Below are 24,029 nucleotides of genomic sequence, written 5' to 3'. Positions count from 1 at the left end.
GAGCAAAGATAAGGAAAAGAGTATACTTATATTATATAATGACTATTTTTGTAAAGAAATGATATGGATAAATTTACGAAAATGTAAAGGGAAAACGAAACAATAGAAAGAATTAAGAAATAGTGTAGTGCGTATCATGAAGTATAGAGACACGTCAAGTTATTGCGAAAGCAGTTATGGGAAAGTATAATGTTAAGATATGAGCAGATGGGATTAAGGGGTCAATAACATATGCTTTGTATATCCACGACAGGTACATATCCAGCGGTAAACCGTTGGGATACAAACTTGCAAAATTATAAGGAAATTGTTTTTTATATTGTGACAGATGCAATATAAAGGACCGAAAAAGCTAGGAGTGGATTTGTTTGATTAAAAACCCCAAGGTTTTAATATTAACAGCACATTACGGTAACGGTCATGTCCAAGTGGCAAAAACATTAGAACAAACATTTCGTCAAAGAGGACTTAAGGATGTAATTGTATGCGATCTTTTTAGTGAATCACATCCTGTCATAACAGACATTACAAAATATTTATATTTAAAAAGCTATACAATTGGGAAAGAGCTATACCGCTTATTTTATTATGGTGTTGAGAAGATTTACGATAAAAAAATCGCATCATGGTATGCCAATTTTGGACGAAAACGTCTAAAAGCGATATTACAAGCTGAAAAACCCGATATTGTTATTAATACATTTCCAATCATTGCGGTGCCGGAGTTAAAAAAACAAACAGATATTTCTATTCCTGTTTATAATGTACTTACTGATTTTTGCTTGCATAAAATATGGATTCACCGAGAAGTGGATCGTTATTTTGTTGCAACAGATTATGTGAAGAACATTATGATAGAAGTAGGAGTACCTGCTGAGCAAATTGTAGAGACTGGAATTCCAATTCGGAAAAGCTTTGAAGCATCTGTTAATGTGGAATCCTTGTATGATAAGTATAATTTGTCACGCGACAAAAAGACTTTACTTATAGTGGCAGGGGCACATGGGGTGTTAGGAAGTGTAAAAGAGTTATGTCAGTCCTTTCTATCAGTTCCTAATCTGCAGATAGCTGTAGTTTGTGGGAAAAATAAAGCATTGCAAGAGGATTTGCTACAATTACAAGAAAGCAATCCAGATGTATTAAGAGTATTCGGTTATGTAGAGAATATTGATGAACTGTTCCGTATTACCTCTTGTATGATCACGAAACCAGGAGGAATTACATTAAGTGAAGCAGCAGCTTTGCAAGTACCTGTCGTTTTATATAAACCAGTACCAGGACAAGAAAATGAAAATGCGAAGTATTTTGAAAAGCAAGGTGCAGCAGTTGTTATTCGTGAAGATCATGAAATTTTTCCAAAAACGAAAGAATTATTGCAAGATGACATGAAGTTATTGCAAATGAGAGAAGCGATGAAACGCATTTATCGTCCGGAACCAGCGTTTCATATTGTGGATTCTATTTTGGAGGAAAATCATGTGCGGGTACATTCGCCGGTACGTTCACCAGCCCTTGTACAGTCTTTTACTTAATATAAGAACCTCTTTTCTAACTGTAGAAGGAGGTTTTTTTCGTTATTTCGTTTAAAACGAAAGAGGCTTATATGTCGGTTCCCACATATAAATCGCCGCTACCAAAAACCCCAACGTGCTCTCCACAAGCATGCTCCTATTGTTTTAAACATAGCCCGTGGTAGAAATAGGGACTGACCGCTTTTATCCACAGCCAGATGCTCTCGTCGTCCAAAAAAGAAAGAGGTCTTTTACACCGGTTTCCACATATAAATCGCCGCTATCAAAAACCCCAACGTGCTCTCCACAAGCATGCTCCTATTGTTTTAAACATTACCTGTGGTAGAAACAGGAACTGACCGCTACTATCCACAGCCAGATGCTAAAGGGGTTTTATATATTATAGATGGTATAGGGAAGGGAAATTGCTTGTAGAATATTAATTTATCCACAAACGAATCCGCTTTCAATATACAGTAAACTTAAAATATTAACAAAACTATCCACAATATCCACAAAATTCAGTGAATATATCCACAATTCAAACAAACTCACTGTGGTTAAATTCCTCTTTTATAGAAAAGATATTCGAATTTATACACATTTCCAACGGTTTTGTGGATAAAGTTTTCCACAAAAAAAGCTACCTCTTCTGAACAAGAGGTAGCTTTATGTTAAAAAATCCCTTTTGGCTTATACCCAGCTGCACGATCTGCTCTTTTAAATTCACGTTGATAGAGAACTTCTTGTGTGCTAGATAATTTACTTTTCGTTTTTTCACGTCTTCTCTTATCCATTCCAGTTCACCTCGTGTCATAAAGTCATTACCTATCGTTACCAATGACAGAGGGAGATATACATAGATTACGCTTCTTTTAAATGGTGAGCGTCTTGGAATGTTGCTTCGCGCATTGTGTGTAGTGTGTATTGATCTTTCGGAATTTCATATAAGTTATACACTTCATCGTTTGCGTTAATTTGATCGTATACACATCTACGTGTTTCATTTGCTAGATTGACGTATGGTAGTTTTTCGGCAGCTTTAATAGAGCGAGTATTTAATTTGCGAATTCGCATGAAAATAGTCTCAATATCTAATTCAAAGAAAAGTTCACTAAAGAAAGCGTCTTTTGCAGGTTTATTATAACCTTTTCCATGATATGGTTTACCAAGCCATGTGCCAAGGAAGCCTGCTTTTTCTTGAATATCAAATAGGGTTATTGTTCCGATTGGATTTCCCCACTCATCAACAATTGTTCGTGAAATTAACTCTCCACGCTCTTCCGCTTCAACGGTTTGTTTTGTCAAAAACAAAAATTCGTCATAAGAAGACGCCTTTTGACGCACAAAGGGGAAGACATCAGGGTGAATCATCAAATCATATAGAACGTGGCTGTCATGTAGGTCACGTTTTTTTAACATACTATCTCCTCCTAAAAAGAGGGCAGCATGACAACAAAAAACACCCCACCCTCGAAATTTTTATATAAAACTTTAAAAAATTTCGGGGTGGGAATCGAACCCACTAGAACCAGTCTATAATGCTGGTGGCGCACCATTTGCCTTCCCCATTCATCAATTTGAAATTACTCAACACGACACAAATTGATTATGGTTTCATTCAGTTTATAATCGTATAATACTTCATCTAGTCAAAAAAATAAACTAGTTTTTATGAATTTTTTGTGTAGATAATTTTTCCATCTATCATTGTTAATACAGGCTTGGCTAAATAGTGAAAAGGATGGTGAGTCCATAGGACAAGATCAGCGTCTTTTTCAGGCTCTATGCTACCGATTTTCTTTTCTAGTCGTATATTGCGAGCTGGTATAATTGTAATTCCTTCTAGAGCTTTATGTTCATCTAATCCTTCTCGGACGGCGATAGCCGCGCAAATATTTAAATATTGAATGGGTGTATAGGGGTGGTCTGTCGTAATAGAAACTTCAATCCCGTGAGTAGATAAAGTATGATATGTTTGCCAAGATTTGTTTTTAATTTCAATCTTTGAACGGCGTGTTAATGTGGGTCCGACAGATACTTTTAAATCGTGACCTGCTAATTTATCAGCAATAAGGTGTCCTTCTGTGCAATGTTCAATACGTAAATCGAGATTAAATTCTTTAGCAAAGCGAAGAGCGCTTAAAATATCATCGGCACGGTGAGCGTGGGCGCGTATAGGAATTTCACGGCGAAGCGCTTGTATAATAGGAATCATTCGAAAGTCGGTATCATTCCCATAGTGTTTTGCTTCATAAAATGCTTCTCGAAGCATTCCCATAATCCCCATACGGGTAATAGATTCTTTGTTTCCGTTGCTATGCATACGTTTTGGATTTTCTCCAAACGCAATTTTTAAACCAGCAGGTTCTTGAATGACCATATGATCGATACTAGTTCCTGCTGTTTTGAGGACGCATGTTGTTCCGCCAATTACATTTTGGCTTCCAGGCATGACATGTACGGTTGTAATACCGCTTTGCCGGGCATCTTGAAAAGCAACATCAAAAGGATGAATGCCGTCTAAAGAACGAATATGAGGGGTTAGGACTTCTGCTGTTTCATTTGCATCATTTCCAGCCCATCCAGTTCCTTCATCATATAAACCGAGATGTGTATGCACATCAATAAAGCCTGGAAGAAGATGAAGACCTCGTGCATCAATAATGGTCATATCCTTGCTAGACTCAATAAATCGTTCTAATGCAACAATTTTGTTGTTTTCTACTAATACATCCCCCTTAAATTTAGAGGAAGTAATAGGGTAAACAGTCGCTTGCTTAAATAATGTTTTCATAAGAACCTCTTTGTTTTATATAAATCCATTTTGATTTTTTAACATATAAATCGCTGCTAAGAAGAATACAGCATGACCGTTTCTATGCGCGGCCAGATGCTCTCGTCTCCTCTTTAAAAAAGAAGGGGTTTTTATGTCATTTTTTAAGAGCTTAGTAGTTATGAGTACGATTCAATATTTTGAAGCGCATGTTCTAAAGTAGCATAGGAATGTGTATATCCGTGTTGTATTGCTTTTTGAGGTAATACTCTTTGTCCTTCTAGCACAAGGATGCTCTTTTCACCGAGAAGAGTTTTGAGCGCAAACGCAGGTACTGGCAACCAATGTGGTCGATGCAGCACTTTCGCGATTGTTCTTCCAAATTCCGTCATTGTTACAGGATGAGGAGCTGTAATATTGAAAGCGCCACTTACTTCTTTTGTGTGAATTGCAAAATCAATCATTCGAACAACATCTTCAAGGTGAACCCAAGACAACAATTGATTTCCTGAGCCGATTGTTCCTCCCATGAACAATTGATAGGGAAGCAACATTTTCGGCAGTGCTCCTCCATTTTTTCCAAGAACAATACCGAAGCGCGTATAAATCGTTCGAATGCCAAGATCAGCTGCTTTACTCGCTTCTTCTTCCCATAATTGTACGGTAGTGGCTAGAAAATCATTCCCTTTCTTAGGATGCTCTTCTGTAAATGTGTCTATTTCTGATGTACCATAATAGCCAATCGCACTGGCATTTATAAATGTGCTTGGGTATGTGTGTAACGTTTGGAGTTGCTTAATTAAGCCTTTTGTCGTGTGTAAACGACTATTTATAATTTTTTCTTGCTGTTTTTTCGTCCAGCGACCATTATTAATCGATTCTCCGGCAAGATTAATAATGACATCAATGGAAGAGAGTGGGAATTTTGAGGCGCCAGCATCCCAATGTATATAGTGTATATTTGCAGGGGAATGATTTTCTCTTACTTGACGTGTCAGGATGTATACGATATGTCCTTTACTTGCTAAATATAAAGTGAGTGCTTTTCCAATAAAACCTGTTCCTCCAGAAATAGCGATTTCCAAAAGAAACCCCTCCTCATTATGTATATTCAAGAAACTCAAATTTGTTTCATAGTATGTTAAAATGATGTTGAGGTGAAATGTATGGCTGTCATTACGAAAATAGAAGTACAAAAACGAACGAACGAAAGATTTAACATTTACATTGATAAAGGTCATGGAGAAGAATATGGTTTTAGTGTTGATCAAGTGACTTTAATCAAACATGGGCTTCAAAAAGGCTTGGAATTTGATGATGTTGAATTAGCAAACGTTTTATATGATGAAGAAGTACAAAAGGCATATTTATATGCAATTACTTACTTATCGCATCAAATGAGAACGAAGCAAGAAGTAGAAGAGCAATTACGGAAAAAGGAAATTGGACAAGCCATCATCTCTGAAGTGGTTTCAAAACTATTACATGACCGTTATATTAATGATAAAGAGTATGCGATTGCATATGTCCGTACGCATAGTAATGTGAGCCAAAAAGGACCAATTGTCATTAGACGTGAACTGTTAAGTAAAGGGATTACGGATGTAATGATTACCCATAGTTTACAGGAGTATCCCGAGGAGAAGCAAATTGAAAATGCTCTTGTGCTTATAGAAAAAAAGAAAAAGTCTTATCAAAAACATTCTTTTCTACAAATGAAACAAAAACTAGAAGAGATGTTAGTGCGGAAAGGATATGGGCGTAATATCATTCAAATTTGTTTAGAAGAACTAAAAGATGAAAAGGATGATAAAAAGCAAGAAGAAGCCCTTATCTATCATGGGAATAAATATCATGAAAAGTATAAGAAATATGATGGTTGGACGTATGAAAATAAGATAAAGCAAGCATTATATCGAAAGGGTTTTTCGATTGATGAAATAGAAGTGTTTATTCAAATGAAACGTGAAGAGGGATGAGGGAGAAAAAAATGAGAAACATGCCAAAGCGCTATAGTGAGATGACACCACATGAATTGCGAGAAGAAATAGGCGTTTTAAAAGAACAGGCAGTAAAAGCAGAACAACTTGGCATTGTAAATGAATTTGATGTTTTAATGAGGAAAATTGCGATGGCACGTGCTTATATGACAGATATAAATGAATTTCAGATTGGCGAAACATATGAACTTGTAGAAGAGCCAGGTGCATCGTTTACCATTACGTATTTTAACGGGGTATTTGCTTGGGGACATAAACAAAATGAAACAGAGGAAATTGGTATTCCTATTTCATTATTGCAAAAAAAGTGAAGACTAGAGAGCCTTGGCTGCTCTAGTTTTCACTTTTTGTAATTGTTAAAGGAGGTAGGCGCTTAAAATTGGCGTTTTTTCATTTCATTTGCCAAAATAATGAGAGACTGCGTTTGCTGCGTTTGTCCATTTACTTGTGCTTTTGCGTGCTTTGGACGAGCCCACGTGGGATTAAATAATTCAGAACGACGGTCTAAATGATTGCGGTAGCTCATTTTATCACCTCGTATAAGAAGTTATCGATAAACAGTTGTTATGCTTCTTCTTGATTCGCGGCACGCATTCGCTCTTGTGGATGCGTGTTAATAGTGCCGTTAGGGCGTTTTGAAGCAAAGCGAGCTTTTGCTTTTGTAGGACCGTTGATTTTGCTGTCGTTTTTGGATTCAGACCAAATTTCCGATTGTTTGCCCAAGAGGAACTCCCCCCTCGTTACAGTTTGATACATGAAGTATCACTTATAGATTGTGCAATGTGAGAGGAAATATTCTAGAGGAATACAAACAAAAAATGGCTTGAAAACCTTTTTCTTTTTTGGGGGGGACGAGAGCAACTGGCCATGTGTAGGAGCGGTCAGTGCCTTTTTCTGCCACGTGCAATATTTAAAACAAAGGGAGAGAGCAAGTGCAGGTCATGTTTTGTTTTGCATAGCTGTGATTTATATGTTAAAAAATAAATGAATCGATTAAAGGAGACATAGTATGAACGATATTTTTGAAAAATTAACGAAAGAACTTCTTGAAAAAAATCCTTCTCTTTCTTATTCTCAAGCGCGTACTTGGATTGAGTTGTTATGGGAGGATTTTGGTGCGACATATGCAAAAGTAGGAACGTATCAAGGGACTGAAATGACAGAGAAAGTGGTACGAGCGTGGATTAATAACCAAGGGGCGCGTTTGCATGAAATTCAAACGAATAATCCAAAGTATAGTCATTTAATTAATAAAGACGATCATGTTAAACATTAAAAAAACGACCAATTGTGGTCGTTTTTTTAATGCGGAATTAGTTCTAATTTTTTGCGCAGTTTTTCTTCGCTGAAAATCCATCCTGTGTAGGAACTCATAATATCAAGTTCTTTATTCAGCTGAACAATTGCGACAAACGGATAATAATCTTTACTGCGATAGCGTAGATCTATAAATCTAACTTCATAATAGTCGTTGTATTCAAAAATATCCCAGCGATAGACAGGAGAAAATGATAAGAACGCTGAAATGTTTTCATCTTTTTGAGCGGCACGAATGACATCGTTATCAGGTAATGGAATGCGCTCGAATTTATCATGAACCATAATACTACCGCGATGCCAACGGGCAACAAAATAGTGGTCTTTTGTAACGATAGCTAAGTGATAATGATAAAAGCGATATGATGGTGAAATGATGACTTGTTCAACGTCACGAAATCGTTTCTTTACGACACCTTTTACATTTTGGCGCATCATAATTCGGCCGATATAATAAACGGTCATTAACATATAAGCAGCTACTCCAGCATAACCTTTATTTGCACCGACAAGCATACATGCAATCGCTAATGTATGAATGAAGAAAATGACGGCATCAAATGTGTTAATGACGCCTAGTGCCACCCATTTCCTAGTAAAGGGCCGCAGTGCTTGTGTACCGTATGCATTGAAAATATCAACGAAGACATGAAGAAATACAGCGATAAATGACCATAGAAGAAGGTGAAGATAGGGCGGGCTTTGAAATACTGCAAAAGTAATCCCACTAACCAAAAATGACCAAAGGATAACAGCTGGGATGGAGTGAGTAATCCCGCGATGATTTCGAATATATTTTGCATTGTTTCTTAATTTTAAAACAGTATCAATATCAGGAACATTAGAACCGACAATTGTTGCAAACATCACAGCTTGTGGCCCGAAGTCACTTTGACTGAGCGCTGGATCTAGTGTTGCTAAGCTTCCTAATGTAACGCCCATGACAAGATGAGTGGCTGTGTCCATGAAAACCACCTCCGTTTTTTATTAATGTAACTCTTTTTATTCTATATCACAAGGCATTTGCCTTTTATTTCTTACATCATCTTACTTAAATTTTCTCCTAAATTCTTTATAATAGTACGTATATGCAAAAAAATGAGGGGGACCAAGTTTGAAGCTTGAAATATTAGATGACTTTAACATAGAAAAATTCCAACATGATTTAATTAGTTGGTTTGAAGCAGAGCAGCGTGATTTGCCATGGCGCATCAATAAAGACCCATATCGCGTTTGGGTTTCGGAAATTATGCTTCAGCAAACCCGGGTTGAAGCTGTAAAACCATATTACGCAAACTTTATGGGAAAGTTTCCAACATTAGAAGCATTAGCTGATGCAGAAGATGAAGAAGTGTTAAAGGCGTGGGAAGGTCTTGGTTATTATTCAAGAGCACGTAACTTACATGCTGCCGTAAAAGAAGTAAAAGAACAATACGGCGGAAAAGTTCCTAGTGATGTAAAACAAATTGAAAAGTTAAAAGGTGTAGGACCTTATACAAAAGGGGCCATTTTGAGTATTGCTTACGGGATTCCAGAGCCGGCTGTTGATGGAAATGTAATGCGCGTATTATCACGTGTTTTGTCAATTTGGGATGATATCGCAAAACCGAAAACACGTAAAGTATTTGAAGATGTTGTTCGCCAAATCATCTCAAAAGAAAATCCATCTTATTTTAACCAAGGGCTGATGGAACTAGGGGCACTTATTTGTGTTCCGAAAAATCCATCTTGTCTTCTCTGTCCTGTTCGGGAGCATTGCCGCGCGTTTGCTGAAGGAGTACAAAAGGAATTACCAGTGAAAAGTAAAGCAAAAGCCCCGAAAATGGTTCCGCTTGTTGCCAGTGTCCTGCGTACGGAAGATGGAAAATATGTTGTTAATAAAAGACCGAGTACCGGATTACTTGCTAACATGTGGGAATTTCCGAACGTTGAAATTAGCGAAGGAATTCGAAATCAGAAACAACAGCTTACTGATTATATGAAAGAGAAATTTGCGATGTCTATTTCCATCGATGACTATGCAATAAATGTGCAACATACGTTTACTCATCGGACGTGGGATATATTTGTGTTTTATGGCACTGCGCTGCAACCAATTGTTGAAACGGACCATTTAAAAATTATTACTACCGAAGAGTTTGAACAATTACCCATTTCGAAATCACATCGAACGATTTATGAAGAATGTGTCAAAAAACTCCAACCATAACGGTTGGAGTTTTTTCGACATAAAGATAACAATCTCTTACAAATATTTCATATTCCCTTAACAAATGACAAATACAATGAAAGTTGTAATGAAAAATGTAAAGGGGGATAGAAAATGTTTAAAAAAGCAATCCGTTCAGCAATTGTAGCGACTTTCTTGTTTCAAACATTGGCTGGGACAGGTTATGTCACTTTTGCTGAGGAGAAGGAACAAAATCAGCAAGCTCTCATTTCAGAAGTTCATTATACAGATGATCTACGCTATATCGAGTTGTATAACTCATCGGCGAAAGTTATGGATATGAAAAATGTTCAACTGAAGGTCAATGGAAAAGTACTAAAACTTAAAGATAAAAATGAAAGGCAATTTGTACAACCGAAAGAAACGAAGTTAATCTTATTTGGAAATAAAACCGTTAATGAGCTGAATGAGCGCTATAAGACAGAAATAAAAGAAGATCAAGTTTTATTTGCTACTGAGGATTTAAGTGATGAAAAAATTAAGATTGAGGTAGCGAATGAGAAAAATAAAATGTTAGATGTCATTGAAACAAGAAAAGAGACTAAAGATATATCAATTCATTCTTTTTGGAATGAAACAAAGAAAGAAATAAAAAATGAAAGACCATCCCCTGGGACTTATACTACATTTGAAACTACAGAATCCACACAAAAAGAAGACTCCAAACAGCTAGAGCCTGCACAAAAAGATAATAATCAAAAAGAAAAGCCGTTTCAAGTACCGTCAGAGCCAGTAAAACAATCAGATCAAGTTGGCGTTACGATCGAGCATACAGCATCACCTACCCATACAGAGGCAGAGGATCTAACTATTACTGCAACGATTAAAGGCGGGGAAAATGTAGCCATTTTGTATACGCAAGATGGCAAATTGACGCACAAAAAATTGCAGATGAATAAAGAAGGAAATAGCGATATTTATAAGGTGACAATTCCTCAAAAAGAGCTGTGGGGGAAGTCATTATTCTATAAAATTGTCGTGCAAGGTAATCAAGAAACGATTGAAAAATCCTATGAAACAAAAGTAGAACATAAAAAAATAGATCCGCAAGGCGTACCGCCATTTTTAATTACCGAAGTGACGCCAGACACGACGAATGTTGGGAAAGCAGATGGATACGAATTTATTGAAGTGTATAACAATAGCGAGAAGGATCTTAATTTTAAGGATTATACAATTCGCTATCGTTATCCATCTGAAGGAGCAGAGGGGGATCTTATCTGGGGATCCACTCCAGATGATGTTGTAATTCCAGCAGGGCAGTCGCTCGTATTTTGGATTATAAATGGTGAAAATAATGAGAAGAATGTAGCTGATTTTAATAAACAATTTGGAGTGAACTTAGTAGAAAATAAAAATATTGTTAGAATATACTCAAATGGAATGGCGAATGGAAGTGCACGTGGCATTGTCGTTGCAACAAAGACGGGGAAAGAAATTGCAGCTGCCTACTACAATGATCAAGCAAACCAAGCTGATGTGAAAGCGAATAAGGGAATTTTATATCGCTACCCTCAAGATGGCTCACAAATGATGCAAAAGATTAGTAGTGCAGAGCATAATGCATCTCCTGGAACTGTATTCGAAGGGCAAGTACCGGCTGAACGAGTTGCTTTGAAGGCAGATGCAATTCCGCCGACAATTTCACATGAACAGGCAGAGGGGCTAATTTCTGAATTTCAGGACCATAAATTGAGTTTTTCTGTTCTTGATAATGAACAAGTTAAAAGTGTGAAATTATATTACAAAACGAATCCTAATGCAGAATATAAAGTTGAAAATTTAGTAGAGAATCGTGTAGATAAAAAATATCATTATACCATTTACTCACCTGAATTAATTGGGAAAGAGAAAATAACATATTACTTGGAAGCTTCTGATGGTTTACATGTAGTAAAAAGTAATATGTACGCAGTGCAAATAGCTGGTGAGAAAGATAAGGGCCCTCTTCGTCTTAATGTAAAAGATGATGAAGTGGTCGCAAATCAAGTTTTATTAAAAGGAACCTCTTCGTCGGCCGGGTCTGAACAACTTTCTCTTTTAGTGGACGGAAAGAAAGTAGAGACGAATACATATCGCGCTTTAGAGAAGCCTGCCTATTTTGCTTTCGATGTGAAGCAAACTGACTTGTATTTTAAAAACGCAGTTACAATTGGAAATGAAGTATTGCGTGTATTTGATGATACGTATAGTGATTATGTCACATTAACTGTAAAAATTGATCAATCAAAAATTAAATATAATGAACCGTTCAAAATTGACATTCGATCTGGCACAAAAACGTCTCCATTTGATGATCGAGTTGAAGAGAACAAAGATGACTTTTATTTAAAAAATGTTCGCCTTGTATTAGCAGATGGAACGACTTTATATGATCCGAACTTTGCAAATCCAAATCAGGAGTTATCAGTTGGTGATGGAGATACATCAACACCAGTATTTACGTTCGGATTCCGAGTTCCAGAAGACAAATTTATTTCAAATGCGTATTTATGGGATACAAAACAAGAAAAGGATGGAAATCATCGAATTGCAGTGCAAGATGGTGTGAATAAAGAAGTCGCCTCGAATGTAAAAGTTGATAACACACCGCCACAAATTTCTACTACAGTACAGAATGAAAAGAAGTACAAAGGGAAAATTCCAATCGATGTAACAGTTACGGACGATATAGCAGGAGTGAAAAATAAAAAAGTTATATTGGACGGTAAAGAGATTATAACTCCATACGAAACGTCATCTGCACAATTAGTAGCAGGAAAGCATGAACTACATGTGGAGGCGGAAGATCAAGTAGGAAATCGTCAAGAAAAGACAGTTATGTTTGAAACCTGGGCAGAAAATCCAACAGATCCTACTCCGATTGCACCTAAAGATGGAGAGGAAAATGTGAGTACGAGTCCGACACTTGAAGCAAAAGTAACTGATCCAACAAATGATGCAATGAAGGCAACATTTTATAAAGGGTATGTGTATAAGCCGAATCAAACGGATCGTATGAAAATTACCGAAAATACAATAGAACAAGAACCACCACAAGCTTTTGCTGTAAATGGTGAGAAAAGCTTTGACCAAGAACAGCTAAGTAAAGTTAGTAAAAAGGACGGGAAATATTATAAGACGGAATCAACAGAGAAATTCCCGTACCATCGCTTTGATGTAACAGTTGCTGCTGATGTGAAAAACGATGATACGGTAGAAGTAAAGTGGTTTGGACGTTCTCTAGAAGGAAGAAAAGTTACGATGTATGCTTGGAACTATACGACAAATAAGTGGACAGAGCTTACATCGAAAATTGCTGGAGATAAGGATTTTGAATTAAAAGGCGCTGTATTAGCAAAAGAATATGTAAAAGATCAAAAAGTAAGTGTGATCGTGCAAGATCAGATTCCAAGTTCACCAAATAAATTTGATTACACATTTGTATGGATGTCGGATACACAGTATTATTCTGAAAGTTATCCACATATTTATAAAAGCCAGGTTGACTGGATTGCTGCGCAAAAAGATGCATTGAATATTAAATATGTATTCCATACAGGAGATCTTGTTGATAAGTCGTATCAAGAATTTCAATGGCAGCGTGCAGATGAATATATGAAAGTACTTGAAAATGCGAAAGTACCGTATGGTGTGTTGGCTGGGAATCATGATGTAAATCATAAAGATGAGGACTATACAGCATACGCGAAATATTTTGGGGACTGGCGCTTTAAAGATAAGTCATTTTACGGTGAAAGTTATAAGGATAACCGTGGACACTATGATTTGATTTCAGCAAAAGGTAACGATTTTATTATGCTGTATATGGGATGGGGCGTTACAGATGAGGATATCCAATGGATGAAGGAAGTATTGGAGAAATATCCAAATCGAAAAGCAATTTTATCGCTCCATGAATATTTACTTGTATCAGGTAATCGTAGTCCGATTGGCGACAAAATTTTTAATGAAGTAGTTAAACCGAATAAAAATGTGTTAGCTGTGTTGAGCGGACATTATCATGATAGTGAGACATTAGTTGATGAAATTGATGATAATGAGGACGGAATCGCAGATCGTAAAGTATATCAAATGTTAGCGGATTATCAAGGTGGCCCAGAGGGTGGACAAGGTTATATGCGTCTTTTGCAATTTGATACAACCGCGAATAAAATGTATGTCAAAACGTACTCTCCATATTTAAATGAATATAATTTTTATAAACCAGAAGAGTATCCAGGAAAAGATGAATTTGAATTAGACGTTGATTTGAAACCTGCGATAAAACAAGTTGCAACAGATTATGTAGAAGTAAACGTGTACACGAACGAAGTAATAGGTAAAGATAATTTTGTGTCAAATTGGCGCAACGCAAAAGTGAAATTGGAGAATTTAAAGGAAAATACGACGTATTACTGGTATATGAAAGTCGAAGACCGATATGGTGGTCAAGTGACTTCACCAATTTGGTCCTTTACAACAGGTAATAAAGGTAGGAGATGGAACGTGTTCCCAAGTTAGGGAACACGTTTCTCTTAATCGTAAGAAATGTTTGTGCTATGGGTCCAACTAGCTTCGTTTTTTTGTAAACCACCACGTGATTCAATCTCTTTTACAATCTCTTTATAAACCGTTTGTCCTTCGACATTTAAATAAGGCATCATTTGTTGTAAGGAATGATGAAAATAAGCGAGTTCTTCTTGATTCCATTGATCTTTTGGAGTCATGGATAACTCTGTCATATCACGTCCAACATACATCATGCAGCACCTCCATCATCATTAGTTTGAATGAACGTTTTTGTCTGTATACGTAAAAAATATTTTTCTTTTTAAGTTTTTAACGGATAGATTCAGCTAAGGATGGTTACATTATTTGTTGTGGAGGTGAGAAAGATGAACAAAAAATCACAAGGTTTTGGTAAAACAACTTCTGGTGCTAGCGTTCAAAGCGCAGGTTTTGGAACAGAATTTGCTTCTGAAACAAATGCACAAGAAGTAAGACAACAAAATGCACAAGCAGAAGCTAAAAAATCTCAAGCTTCTAGCGCTAACGCTCAAAGTGCAGGTGCTAGCTATGGTACAGAGTTTGCAACTGAAACAAATGTACAAGCAGTAAAACAACAAAACGCAAAATCAGCTGCAAAAAAATCTTAGTATGAATTAATAACAAAAAACACTTCTCTTGTAAGAGGAGTGTTTTTTGTTTGTGTGAGCCGACATAACTTCTAATAAGTCAACAAATATAGTCAAAGGAGATGGAATGGTTTTATTCGAAAATATGTAATAGGATTTTTAGGAGGGATTTAATGAAACAGTTTGATGAATTGGTTGGAGAGCAATTGCGGACGATGGATGAATTGTTAAAGTTACAAGTTCATTTAGAAAGATATCAACATCTTGAAATGAATGAGCAAGATGCGAAAGAACTCCATTTTATTCGTCAAGAAATTCAAAGAACAGGAAGAACATTAAAAAGTTTACAATTGAAATTTGAGCAGCAAACAACGGCGGTAATTCATGCTTTTGAAAACGAGAAGATACTTCCAAACGAAGAGACGATTTCATGAATCGGCTCTTTTGTTTTAAAATTTCGACAGAACCGTTATAATAAAAAGAAAAGTGAATTCGGCTCAATATGTTTGAAAAAGAGGTAAAAAAAACAAACGGTGTCACAAATAACAACCTTAGAAGAGCATTCACGGCGAAAGAAGGGAGAAAGTATGGGGTTTCCCAAAGAAGGAGAAAAAATACAAATACATAGTTATAAACATAATGGTTTCATTCATAGAATATGGGAAGAGACAACGGTTTTAAAAGGGACACAAAGTGTTGTTATTGGGGCAAATGATCGCACGGTCGTCACAGAATCTGATGGACGAACGTGGATTACTCGTGAACCAGCTGTTTGTTATTTTCATTCAAATTATTGGTTTAATATTATTGGGATGTTAAGGCAGGAAGGTGTGTATTACTATTGTAATTTAAGTTCGCCATTTGCCTATGACTATGAAGCATTAAAATATATTGACTATGATTTAGATATTAAAGTGTATCCTGATATGACGTATACTTTGTTGGATGAAGATGAGTACGAAAACCATCGTGAGCTTATGAATTATCCAGCTGTTATTGATACGATTTTAAAACGAAATGTTGAGTATTTAACACAATGGATTCATCAACGAAAAGGTCCGTTTGCACCTGATTTTATTGATATGTGGTATGAACGATATTTAATGTATAGAGATTAAAGAAAAACCTGCTAGGGTATCCAGCAGGTTTTATCCTTTTAACATGATTGGAGGGAGAGAAATGAAAGGGATAAAACGGTATGTCCAATTTGTAAAGCCGTATCGGTGTCTCATTACGATTACGATCGTAATCGGTCTCATTAAATTTGGGATTCCGCTTATTATGCCGTGGCTATTAAAGTATATTATTGATGATATTATTCAAGGCGGGAGTTCACTAGAACAGAAAACATCGCAATTATTTGTGGTTATCGGGATTGCATTGTTTATTTTTTCAGTATTACGTCCGCCGATTGAATATTATCGTCAGTACTTTGCGCAGCGTATTGGAAACTCGGTGTTGTATGATTTGAGAAAGCATATTTTTGCGCATTTACAAAAATTAAGCTTACGTTATTACTCCAATACAAAGACGGGGGAAATTATATCTCGTGTAATCAATGATGTTGAGCAGACGAAAGATTTTGTGATTACGGGATTAATGAATGTGTGGCTTGATACGGCAACGATTTTTATTGCGATTACAGTTATGTTTTCGATGAATGTGAAATTAACGCTCGTTTCCTTACTTGTACTGCCTGTTTACGTAGTTACAGTTAAGTATTTTTTCAGTCGCCTTCGAACATTAACACGTGAGCGTTCACAAGCGCTGGCAACGATGCAAGGCTATTTACATGAGCGTATTCAAGGTATGCAAGTGACGCGGAGCTTTGCGTTAGAGGAGTATGAAAAAGAGAAATTTCAAGAGAAGAACAGTGCATTCTTAACAAAGGCATTAACGCATACGAGCTGGACAGCAAGGACATTTTCTACTGTAAACACATTGACGGATCTTGGACCTTTGATCGTAATTGCTTTTTCTGCTTACGAAGTTATTCATGGATCGTTAACACTTGGCACAATGGTCGCTTTTATTGGATATATGGATAGTTTATATAGTCCGCTTCGTCGCCTTGTGAACTCTTCGACAACACTTACACAAGCTTTTGCCTCTATGGACCGTGTGTTTGAATTATTAGATGAAGAGTATGATATTGTTGATCCGCCAAATGCGATTACTAAGAAGTCACTTCGCGGTGAAATTACATTTGAAAATGTTTCATTCCGTTATAACGAGCATGAGCAAGATGTGCTTCGAAATATTTCTTTGTCTATTTCACCAGGTGAAAAAGTAGCACTTGTCGGTTTAAGCGGGGGTGGGAAGTCTTCGCTTGCAAGTTTAATTCCTCGCTTTTATGATGTTTCTAGAGGATCAATTTATGTAGATGAGATTGATGTTAGAAATTATAATGTGCGGAATTTACGTAGTCATATCGGTCTTGTTTTGCAAGATAACATTTTATTTAGCGATACAGTTGGAGCGAATATTTTATATGGAAGACCTGAGGCAACAGAAGAAGAAGTAGTAGAAGCAGCTAAAGCTGCACATATTCATGATTTTATTATGAGTTTGCCTGATAGATATGAAACGGTGGTCGGGGAAAGAGGTGTGAAATTGTCCGGTGGGCAAAGGCAGCGCATCGCAATTGCACGTGTATTTTTGAAAAATCCTTCACTGCTTATTTTAGACGAAGCTACATCTGCGCTAGATTTAGAAAATGAACGTTATATTCAAGAGGCTCTGCAAACGTTAGCTGCTGATCGAACTACAATTATTATTGCGCATCGATTATCAACAATTACACACGTAGATACAATCATTTATTTAGAAGATGGCGAAATAAAAGAACAGGGTTCGCATCAGCAATTAATGCAAAAGTGCGGTTATTATTATAATTTATATCAAATTCAACATATAAAAGAAACGACCCCTTCGTAATAAGAAAGGGTCGTTTTTTATTCATCTTCTTGTTTATCTTGAATTTTTAGTTCATTTTCTGGGTTATGATACGTATAGAAACTGTCTACAAGTAAATCTAAATGTTCTACTTCCTCGCTATAATTAATGATAGCTGACACGAGAGGAAACAGGTGAAGCCATATTCGATAGCTTTCTTCATCATCTTTATTTTGATAGTTCATAAATATATCAATAAGTTGTTGTTTACCAATAGAAACTTCGTCAAGAATTTCAACTGATTGCTGTTTCTTTGCTTTCCCAATAAATTTGAGTAATACTTGCTCATGATAATGAGTTAATGAATCCAGCTCATTTTGAATCGATTCTTGAAATGATTCTGGCATATATCGTAACTCGTTCTCTGCTTTGTGGAGCGCCTTTAATGTACTTAAAGCACGACTTGTTGTTGCTAACATTTGTCTAAATAGGACTAGTTTACGAATTTTAGCAAGTTGTACTTTTTTTGTATAACTTCTTTCTTCTTTATACAACAAGTAGTAATGATTGAGACGAATCATTTTCTCTTTCATACGATCAATATCTGCTTTCAATGTTGTGAAATCAGATGCTTGCCTACTGCTCATTCGAATCCATTTTATAATTTCTTCTGTATTATCCACGATTTTGTAATAGAGTTTTGTTTCGTATTTTGGCGGCATAAAGATTAAATTTACAAGAGATGCCGCAATAATTCCAACCATAATTGTTGCGAATCGTAATAGGGCAAAATCAAAGAAATTTGCTCCTTGATATTCCATAATGGCAATCACCGTTACGAGCGCAATGGAGATTGTATTTTCTAGATGTAGTTTTAAGGCAAGTGCAATAACTAGTATGCACGTTAATCCAATAATAAAAGGATTACTTCCAAAAGCAAACACAAAGACAATGGCAAAAATTGCCCCCATCACATTTGCTTGAATTTGTTCTAGCGCTGTTAAATACGAGCGGTACACAGAAGGTTGTACAGCAAAAATTGCTGAGATTCCCGCAAATACAGGGCTCGGTAATTCAAGCAGCAAACATGCAAATAAAGCAAGTGTAATGGCAATACCCGTTTTTAAAACGCGAGCACCAAGTTTCATACTTTTCTTTTATATCCTTTCTTTCTTGTCAGAATGAATGTACAATATGATACTATACATTCATTAACTTATGTTAGCAAGTAGTATTTTAATGAAAAAACCTGCTGAATTTCAGCAGGTTTTTTTGATTTGTTATACAGTACTATGAGAATGAAAGGTCATCAATGAAAAAGCGGTTATTCTTTTGCTTTACTCTGTTGAAACAGATGGATCAGCTTGCTCTCTCGTTGGAATTACTTCGTAGAAATGAGCATGTAGATTGGATAACAAAAGTGAGAGAAGAGCAACCTCTTTGTATTGTTCATGCTCATTTAATATACGAAGATAATCTAATAATAACTCTTTCACATCAGATTCTCCTATTTTGCTGAGTGGGCGAAGCGTAACATTCGCTCCTTTTGCAATTCGTCGTTTTAATGATTGTTCTGTTAAGCCAAAATCAGGATGATGACGTAAGTAGACAACTCCGCCCGTCATTCCGGCACAAATCCACGGGCCGGGGTCACCGAGGACGAGCGCGCGGCCGTTTGTCATATATTCAAAGGCAAATCCTTTTATATTAGCGTGAACACCGATATTTCCATGCTCTTCTTTCGGGAGTGGTTTTGTCATTCTTCCGCCAATAATCATATCAGCTCCTGAGAGACGAATGCCTGCTCTAGCGTCAGCGTTTCCTTGTACATATAATGATCCTTTTTGTGCGCCGTATCCGAATCCTTTTCCAACAGAACCGTTATAGTATTTTTCATCCCTTCCTTTTGTTTTTGTAATATAAATCCCACCGCCAAAAGCTGTTTTTCCGATGCCATCTTGTGCGCCGCCGTTCACATGAATAAAAAGGTTTTCGCTATTATAGGCGCCTAGTCCATTTCCAGGAACAGAACCGTTTGTATATTTTAATGTGAGTGGTTCTAATACACGGTTTTCATACAGTTTGCTGCGAGTGCGATAGCAAGATTCCATACCGCCCATTACACGTTGATCGACGCCAACATGAATAAGTTCTTTAGATGTAATGGAATAATGAGCATTGCTACATTCTTGAGGAACTGCTGTTTGCACGGTATTGCACGCTACATCTTCTAATGGTTGTAATAAGTAATGTAAATTTAGCAAATGCTGTCCTTGCGTTTGTTCTAATAAATCAGAACGGCCGACAATTTCTTGTAAGTTGCTATAACCAAGCTGCGCCGTTAATCGCTTTAGTTCTGTTCCAAAAGCTGTGAATAAATGTAACAATCCTTCTACAGCACTTTCAAAATTTCGCGGTACGAAGCGGCGCAGGCCGTGTTCTTTCGCTTGTACTTCTGATTCAATTTGCGTTGCAATCCCAACATGACAAGTATCTAAATGACAGCCGCGGCATGTTGTACAGCCAATCGCAATCATAGACAGTGTCCCGAAGCCAATGCGGTTTGCACCAAGCAGCATAATTTTTAATACATCTGCAGCACTCTTGATGCCACCGTCAGCCCAAATTTCTACACACCCTCTCATTCCTGCTTCTAACAGGGCATTATGAGCAGCTTTTACACCAATTTCAACAGGAAGACCAACGTGCTGCAGGGCATGAATACGTGCTGCACCTGTCCCGCCGTCAAAACCGCTAATGTTAATAAAGTCAGCACCCGCTTTGGCGATGCCTACTGCTATAGTTCCGATATTAGGGACAACAGGAACTTTAACAGCGACTTTTGCATGTTGGTTGGCAGTCTTAATTTCAGTAATAATTTGCGCTAAATCTTCAATTGAATAAATGTCATGATTATTGGAAGGGGAGATTAAATCCGAACCAATTGTTGCATTTCGCGCTTCTGCAATTTTTGCTGTTACTTTTGACCCTGGTAAATGTCCGCCTTCTCCAGGTTTTGCTCCTTGCCCAATTTTAATTTCAATTAAATTAGATGAATTCAGGAGTTCAGCGTTGACCCCAAAACGTCCTGATGCGATTTGTTGCCCGCGTGTATGTGGATATTTACCAATCATATCTTTAATCTCGCCGCCTTCACCGTTTAAACTAATCATATTTAATCGGTCAGCAGCCTCAGCATAAGCACGGAAGGCAATTTCATTTTGTGATCCAAATGACATCGAACTAACAATAAATGGTAAGCTATGATTGTTTACCGCAATTGAAACCTTCTCAATTGGCATTTTATCGTCTGTTTCTTTTGTTTTGATAAGATGACGAATTGCCGTTGGATTTTTTTCTTCTAATTCATCCAGTTTTTCACGGTAGTCATCGTATGCATTTCCTTTGGCGATATCTCCAATCGCTTTCCAAATGCGCGGAAATAAATGAAACGTTTTTCGGATGTTTGCTTTTTCATTTGTATAATCGAGTGCCCTAGCTTTTGCATCTTCCGCTAGTGCTTGTAGCGAAAAAGCCAACCCACTAGATCCAAGGAAATTTGTAATATCCAATATTTGTGCAATTTCTTCGTGTAGACCAATAGAAGAGAAGAGGCGACCATAGCCGCGTAATTCATGGATTCCAAGTGTCGAAATCACTTTTTCAATTCCCTTATTCAATGCGTTATATAAATTGAGAAGAGGCGTTTCTGTTCCATCGTTTACTGTTGCAAATGTAAGGTATGGATTGATAACATCTGCTCCTAAACCATATAAAGTTACAATGTCGTGTAAAGACCGAATTGCTCCGGAACGTACGATAATTGCACAATCACGGCGTAGGTTATGTTTGACGAGTTCTCGATGAATTTTGGCTGTAAGTAAGTGCGGATCAATCCATAATTGGTTGTTTTGATGAGCTTTTGCATCATCAATGATAAGAAGCGATGTGCCTTTTTTTATTGCTAGTGTAGCTTCTGCACCAAGACGATGCAGTGCGGCACTTAAAGTTTCATCCTCTGTAAACGTTCCGGATAATTTATAAACAGTGCTGTGCAGAGAAAATAGACGGATGAGTTGTTCGTAAGATACTGTGCTCTGCTGCCCGGAAGCTTGTTGACCCAATGCTCCTTCTAAAATGATAGGGCTTGGAAGTTCTACAATAAATGGTTGTTCATTTGCCGCATATAGATTTGGCCGTTTTCCTACAATTGTACGCGTCGAAAAGTGTTCTACTTCCCGGTCTCGATCAATTGCAGGATTTGTTACAACAGCAACGCTTTCCTTTATAAAGTCAGCAACATTTCGTCTCCTGGAATCGAGTGCTGCAAGAGGAGCATCATGCCCAAGGGAACGAATTGGTTCAGCGCCTTTTTCAGCCATTTGTTCGAGAAGCTGAATATGTTCGCGGTCCCAGCCGAAAGCCGCGTATTGCTCCGTTTTTACTTCGGTAATGGAAACAAGGTTATCTAATTCACCTGTTGGCGGAACATATAGATGATTGCGATAGCCGGTACATTCCATTCGTTGTTTCATACGTGCATATACTTCTTTTTGGTATGCATCGTATTCGTATAAGACAAGATCACCTTCTAGGTCTCGCTTTAGTCCTATTTTTTCCCCTGGAGCAAGTGATTTTGGTTCTGCAACATATTCAGCTGGAGAAATAACACCTGGTTCAGAGGAAAAAATATAAGAGCTTTCCGTTTCTACTTTCCAAACGGGGCGTAAACCAAGGGAGTCTACGCTAAAAACAGCCTCATCTTTATGGCGTGAAATAATTCCAGCTGGCCCTTGCGCAAAATGCCCCCATGCTTCACGGATATACGTATATAAATCTTGCATATGTGGCTCGTATAATTTTATTTCATTAACGATTGGTGGAAATAATATATCCATTGCTTCGAATAAGTTATAGTTGTAATTGGTGAGGAGTGTTTCTAGCGTCCGGTTTAAGTCTTGCGAGTCACTGCCGCCATCTGTAAGCGGCACATCAATCATTTCAGCTTGATCTCGCAGCTTAGCAATCGTATTAATTTCTCCATTATGTCCAAGGATGCTAAATGGTTGCACGCGAAAAAAGTTAGATAATGTATTCGTAGAATAACGGTTATGTCCAAGTGTCATTGTAGATGCGATGAGTGGATGACGCAGATCATCATAATAGGATACAAGTGTATCGCCAGCTCCGAGTACCTTATAAATAACATAATCCGAACTGAATGACGCAACATGAATTGCTTCATTTTTTTCGATTTCAATCGTTAGGGAGAATAATAATTGGTCAATCTTTTCATGTTGATTTTCTGGGATAACGGCAATTTGCCAAAATAGCGGTTCTTCTTGTTTACCAAGAGGTCCGAGGGCATCAGAGTTAGTTACGGCGCTAGTTTCAAATAGAATCGCTAAATTCTCTTTTTGTAGTAAGGAGCGGATTTCATTTTGCAGGGCATGGGTGCTTTGTTTTTGCTGGAGAAAAAAATGTCCAACGATAAAGTGAGGATGGTCCACTAATGTTGGATTATAACCATTTTTCATTAATTTCTCTTTCCAAAGTGCTTTCGGAAGATCGATATGAATTCCGATTCCATCGCCTTCGTTATTAATAAATCCAGCACGGTGATTCATTTTCACAAGAGACTGTATACAAAGATCGATGTTTTCTTTCGTCGGAATGTTTCGTTTCTCCATTACGGAAACGATTCCACACGCGTCATGTTCTGCATTTGCATAATTTCGAAATAAAGATGGTGTCCATTTATTTGTCGTATCTGGCATTCGCTAATCCCCCTCTGTTTGGATTTAGAATAATCAAAATATTAAAGGTGTACGACACCTAATATTACGGATAATAAAGTGAAACACTGCTGAAGAGTAGAAGGATAACTCTTTATGATCGGTTGAAGATAGAGAATTATGAATAATTATACTATTGTTGTGTAATTTATGAAATAGTAAAAATAAAAAAACAGAGGATTGCCTCTGTTTTTTTATAATTTTATCCCGCTATTCGTGGGCAGTAATACTCCCGCCTCAAAATTCAGTAAAAGCATTGTCCAGCTCTAGCGGCTAGAATCTCCGGCCGTTTCGCCCCCTCGGACGAGGCAAAAAGCGCCTCTTTGTCAGGGGCGTGGGCGTCCTGCGATTCTGAGCGAGCCGCTTCCGCTTTTCTTAAGAAGTTAGG

The 24,029-nt window shown here is 37.2% G+C and carries 20 protein-coding genes; 10 read left to right on the top strand and 10 right to left on the bottom strand.

From position 1 onward, the window contains the following. Positions 1 to 368 precede the first annotated feature (368 nt). Positions 369 to 1,532, top strand: coding sequence for a diglucosyl diacylglycerol synthase (locus tag BM211_RS15450; RefSeq protein WP_035433479.1), 1,164 nt, complete (start codon positions 369 to 371; stop codon positions 1,530 to 1,532). Between the two features lie 653 nt (positions 1,533 to 2,185). On the opposite strand, the gene BM211_RS15445 is transcribed toward BM211_RS15450, so the two are convergent. From BM211_RS15445 to BM211_RS15430, 4 genes are all read right to left on the bottom strand, one after another. Next, positions 2,186 to 2,308: a YfhE family protein gene (locus tag BM211_RS15445; protein ID WP_081904876.1), complete on the bottom strand. Its 123-nt coding sequence runs from the start codon at positions 2,306 to 2,308 to the stop codon at positions 2,186 to 2,188. A 67-nt stretch (positions 2,309 to 2,375) separates the two neighbouring features. Then, a complete protein-coding gene (locus BM211_RS15440) occupies positions 2,376 to 2,933 on the bottom strand; it encodes a GNAT family N-acetyltransferase (RefSeq protein ID WP_035433480.1) in 558 nt (185 codons plus the stop codon). Between the two features lie 250 nt (positions 2,934 to 3,183). Beyond that, on the bottom strand, positions 3,184 to 4,308 hold the full coding sequence (locus BM211_RS15435) for an amidohydrolase (RefSeq protein ID WP_090998441.1): 1,125 nt from the start codon (positions 4,306 to 4,308) through the stop codon (positions 3,184 to 3,186). A 158-nt stretch (positions 4,309 to 4,466) separates the two neighbouring features. After that, on the bottom strand, positions 4,467 to 5,372 hold the full coding sequence (locus BM211_RS15430) for a TIGR01777 family oxidoreductase (RefSeq protein WP_090998439.1): 906 nt from the start codon (positions 5,370 to 5,372) through the stop codon (positions 4,467 to 4,469). 81 nt (positions 5,373 to 5,453) lie between these two features. Between BM211_RS15430 and recX the strand changes: the two genes are divergently transcribed. Both recX and BM211_RS15420 read left to right on the top strand, forming a co-directional pair. After that, the gene (gene recX, locus BM211_RS15425) at positions 5,454 to 6,266 is read left to right on the top strand and encodes a recombination regulator RecX (RefSeq protein WP_035433483.1); all 813 of its coding nucleotides are present in this window, start codon (positions 5,454 to 5,456) and stop codon (positions 6,264 to 6,266) included. An 11-nt stretch (positions 6,267 to 6,277) separates the two neighbouring features. Further along, entirely contained in the window at positions 6,278 to 6,598 is a 321-nt protein-coding gene (locus tag BM211_RS15420; protein WP_035433484.1) for a YfhH family protein, read from the top strand. Positions 6,599 to 6,660: 62 nt separating this feature from the next. On the opposite strand, the gene BM211_RS15415 is transcribed toward BM211_RS15420, so the two are convergent. Both BM211_RS15415 and sspK read right to left on the bottom strand, forming a co-directional pair. Beyond that, positions 6,661 to 6,813 carry a YpzG family protein gene (locus tag BM211_RS15415; protein WP_081904877.1) on the bottom strand — a complete coding sequence of 51 codons (153 nt, stop codon included), beginning with the start codon at positions 6,811 to 6,813 and terminating at the stop codon, positions 6,661 to 6,663. Positions 6,814 to 6,851: 38 nt separating this feature from the next. Next, a complete protein-coding gene (sspK, locus tag BM211_RS15410) occupies positions 6,852 to 7,010 on the bottom strand; it encodes a small, acid-soluble spore protein K (protein WP_035433485.1) in 159 nt (52 codons plus the stop codon). Positions 7,011 to 7,296: 286 nt separating this feature from the next. Between sspK and BM211_RS15405 the strand changes: the two genes are divergently transcribed. Further along, complete coding sequence (locus BM211_RS15405; RefSeq protein ID WP_035433486.1) at positions 7,297 to 7,563, top strand: YfhJ family protein; 267 nt, start codon at positions 7,297 to 7,299, stop codon at positions 7,561 to 7,563. Positions 7,564 to 7,589: 26 nt separating this feature from the next. On the opposite strand, the gene BM211_RS15400 is transcribed toward BM211_RS15405, so the two are convergent. Further along, positions 7,590 to 8,570: a metal-dependent hydrolase gene (locus BM211_RS15400; protein ID WP_035433487.1), complete on the bottom strand. Its 981-nt coding sequence runs from the start codon at positions 8,568 to 8,570 to the stop codon at positions 7,590 to 7,592. A gap of 148 nt (positions 8,571 to 8,718) precedes the next feature. Here BM211_RS15400 and mutY point away from each other — a divergent pair, with 148 nt between their 5' ends. Further along, positions 8,719 to 9,813 carry an A/G-specific adenine glycosylase gene (mutY, locus tag BM211_RS15395; RefSeq protein WP_035433488.1) on the top strand — a complete coding sequence of 365 codons (1,095 nt, stop codon included), beginning with the start codon at positions 8,719 to 8,721 and terminating at the stop codon, positions 9,811 to 9,813. Positions 9,814 to 9,927: 114 nt separating this feature from the next. Then, positions 9,928 to 14,337 (top strand): lamin tail domain-containing metallophosphoesterase family protein, encoded by a 4,410-nt coding sequence (locus BM211_RS15390; protein WP_090998438.1) that lies wholly within the window; start codon positions 9,928 to 9,930, stop codon positions 14,335 to 14,337. Between the two features lie 14 nt (positions 14,338 to 14,351). Here the strand turns inward: BM211_RS15390 and BM211_RS15385 are convergent, their stop codons facing one another. Further along, entirely contained in the window at positions 14,352 to 14,576 is a 225-nt protein-coding gene (locus tag BM211_RS15385) for a hypothetical protein (protein ID WP_035433508.1), read from the bottom strand. A 120-nt stretch (positions 14,577 to 14,696) separates the two neighbouring features. On the opposite strand from BM211_RS15385, the gene BM211_RS15380 reads away from it, so the two are divergent. From BM211_RS15380 to BM211_RS15365, 4 genes are all read left to right on the top strand, one after another. Continuing rightward, a complete protein-coding gene (locus BM211_RS15380) occupies positions 14,697 to 14,972 on the top strand; it encodes a gamma-type small acid-soluble spore protein (protein ID WP_177206948.1) in 276 nt (91 codons plus the stop codon). 152 nt (positions 14,973 to 15,124) lie between these two features. Further along, a complete protein-coding gene (locus tag BM211_RS15375) occupies positions 15,125 to 15,385 on the top strand; it encodes a YgaB family protein (protein WP_035433491.1) in 261 nt (86 codons plus the stop codon). A 153-nt stretch (positions 15,386 to 15,538) separates the two neighbouring features. Beyond that, on the top strand, positions 15,539 to 16,069 hold the full coding sequence (locus tag BM211_RS15370) for a nucleoside tri-diphosphate phosphatase (protein ID WP_035433492.1): 531 nt from the start codon (positions 15,539 to 15,541) through the stop codon (positions 16,067 to 16,069). Between the two features lie 61 nt (positions 16,070 to 16,130). Then, the gene (locus BM211_RS15365; RefSeq protein WP_090998436.1) at positions 16,131 to 17,888 is read left to right on the top strand and encodes an ABC transporter ATP-binding protein; all 1,758 of its coding nucleotides are present in this window, start codon (positions 16,131 to 16,133) and stop codon (positions 17,886 to 17,888) included. A gap of 17 nt (positions 17,889 to 17,905) precedes the next feature. Here BM211_RS15365 and BM211_RS15360 read toward each other — a convergent pair whose 3' ends face one another. Further along, positions 17,906 to 18,994 (bottom strand): FUSC family protein, encoded by a 1,089-nt coding sequence (locus BM211_RS15360; RefSeq protein ID WP_035433494.1) that lies wholly within the window; start codon positions 18,992 to 18,994, stop codon positions 17,906 to 17,908. A 189-nt stretch (positions 18,995 to 19,183) separates the two neighbouring features. After that, on the bottom strand, positions 19,184 to 23,623 hold the full coding sequence (locus BM211_RS15355) for a glutamate synthase-related protein (protein ID WP_090998434.1): 4,440 nt from the start codon (positions 23,621 to 23,623) through the stop codon (positions 19,184 to 19,186). Between the last annotated feature and the right edge of the window lie 406 nt (positions 23,624 to 24,029).

Source organism: Bacillus sp. 491mf, assembly GCF_900112415.1.
Taxonomy (GTDB): domain Bacteria; phylum Bacillota; class Bacilli; order Bacillales; family Bacillaceae_G; genus Bacillus_A.
The sequence above is the reverse complement of the archived record's forward strand: the minus strand, read 5'-3'. Positions and strand labels throughout refer to the sequence as shown.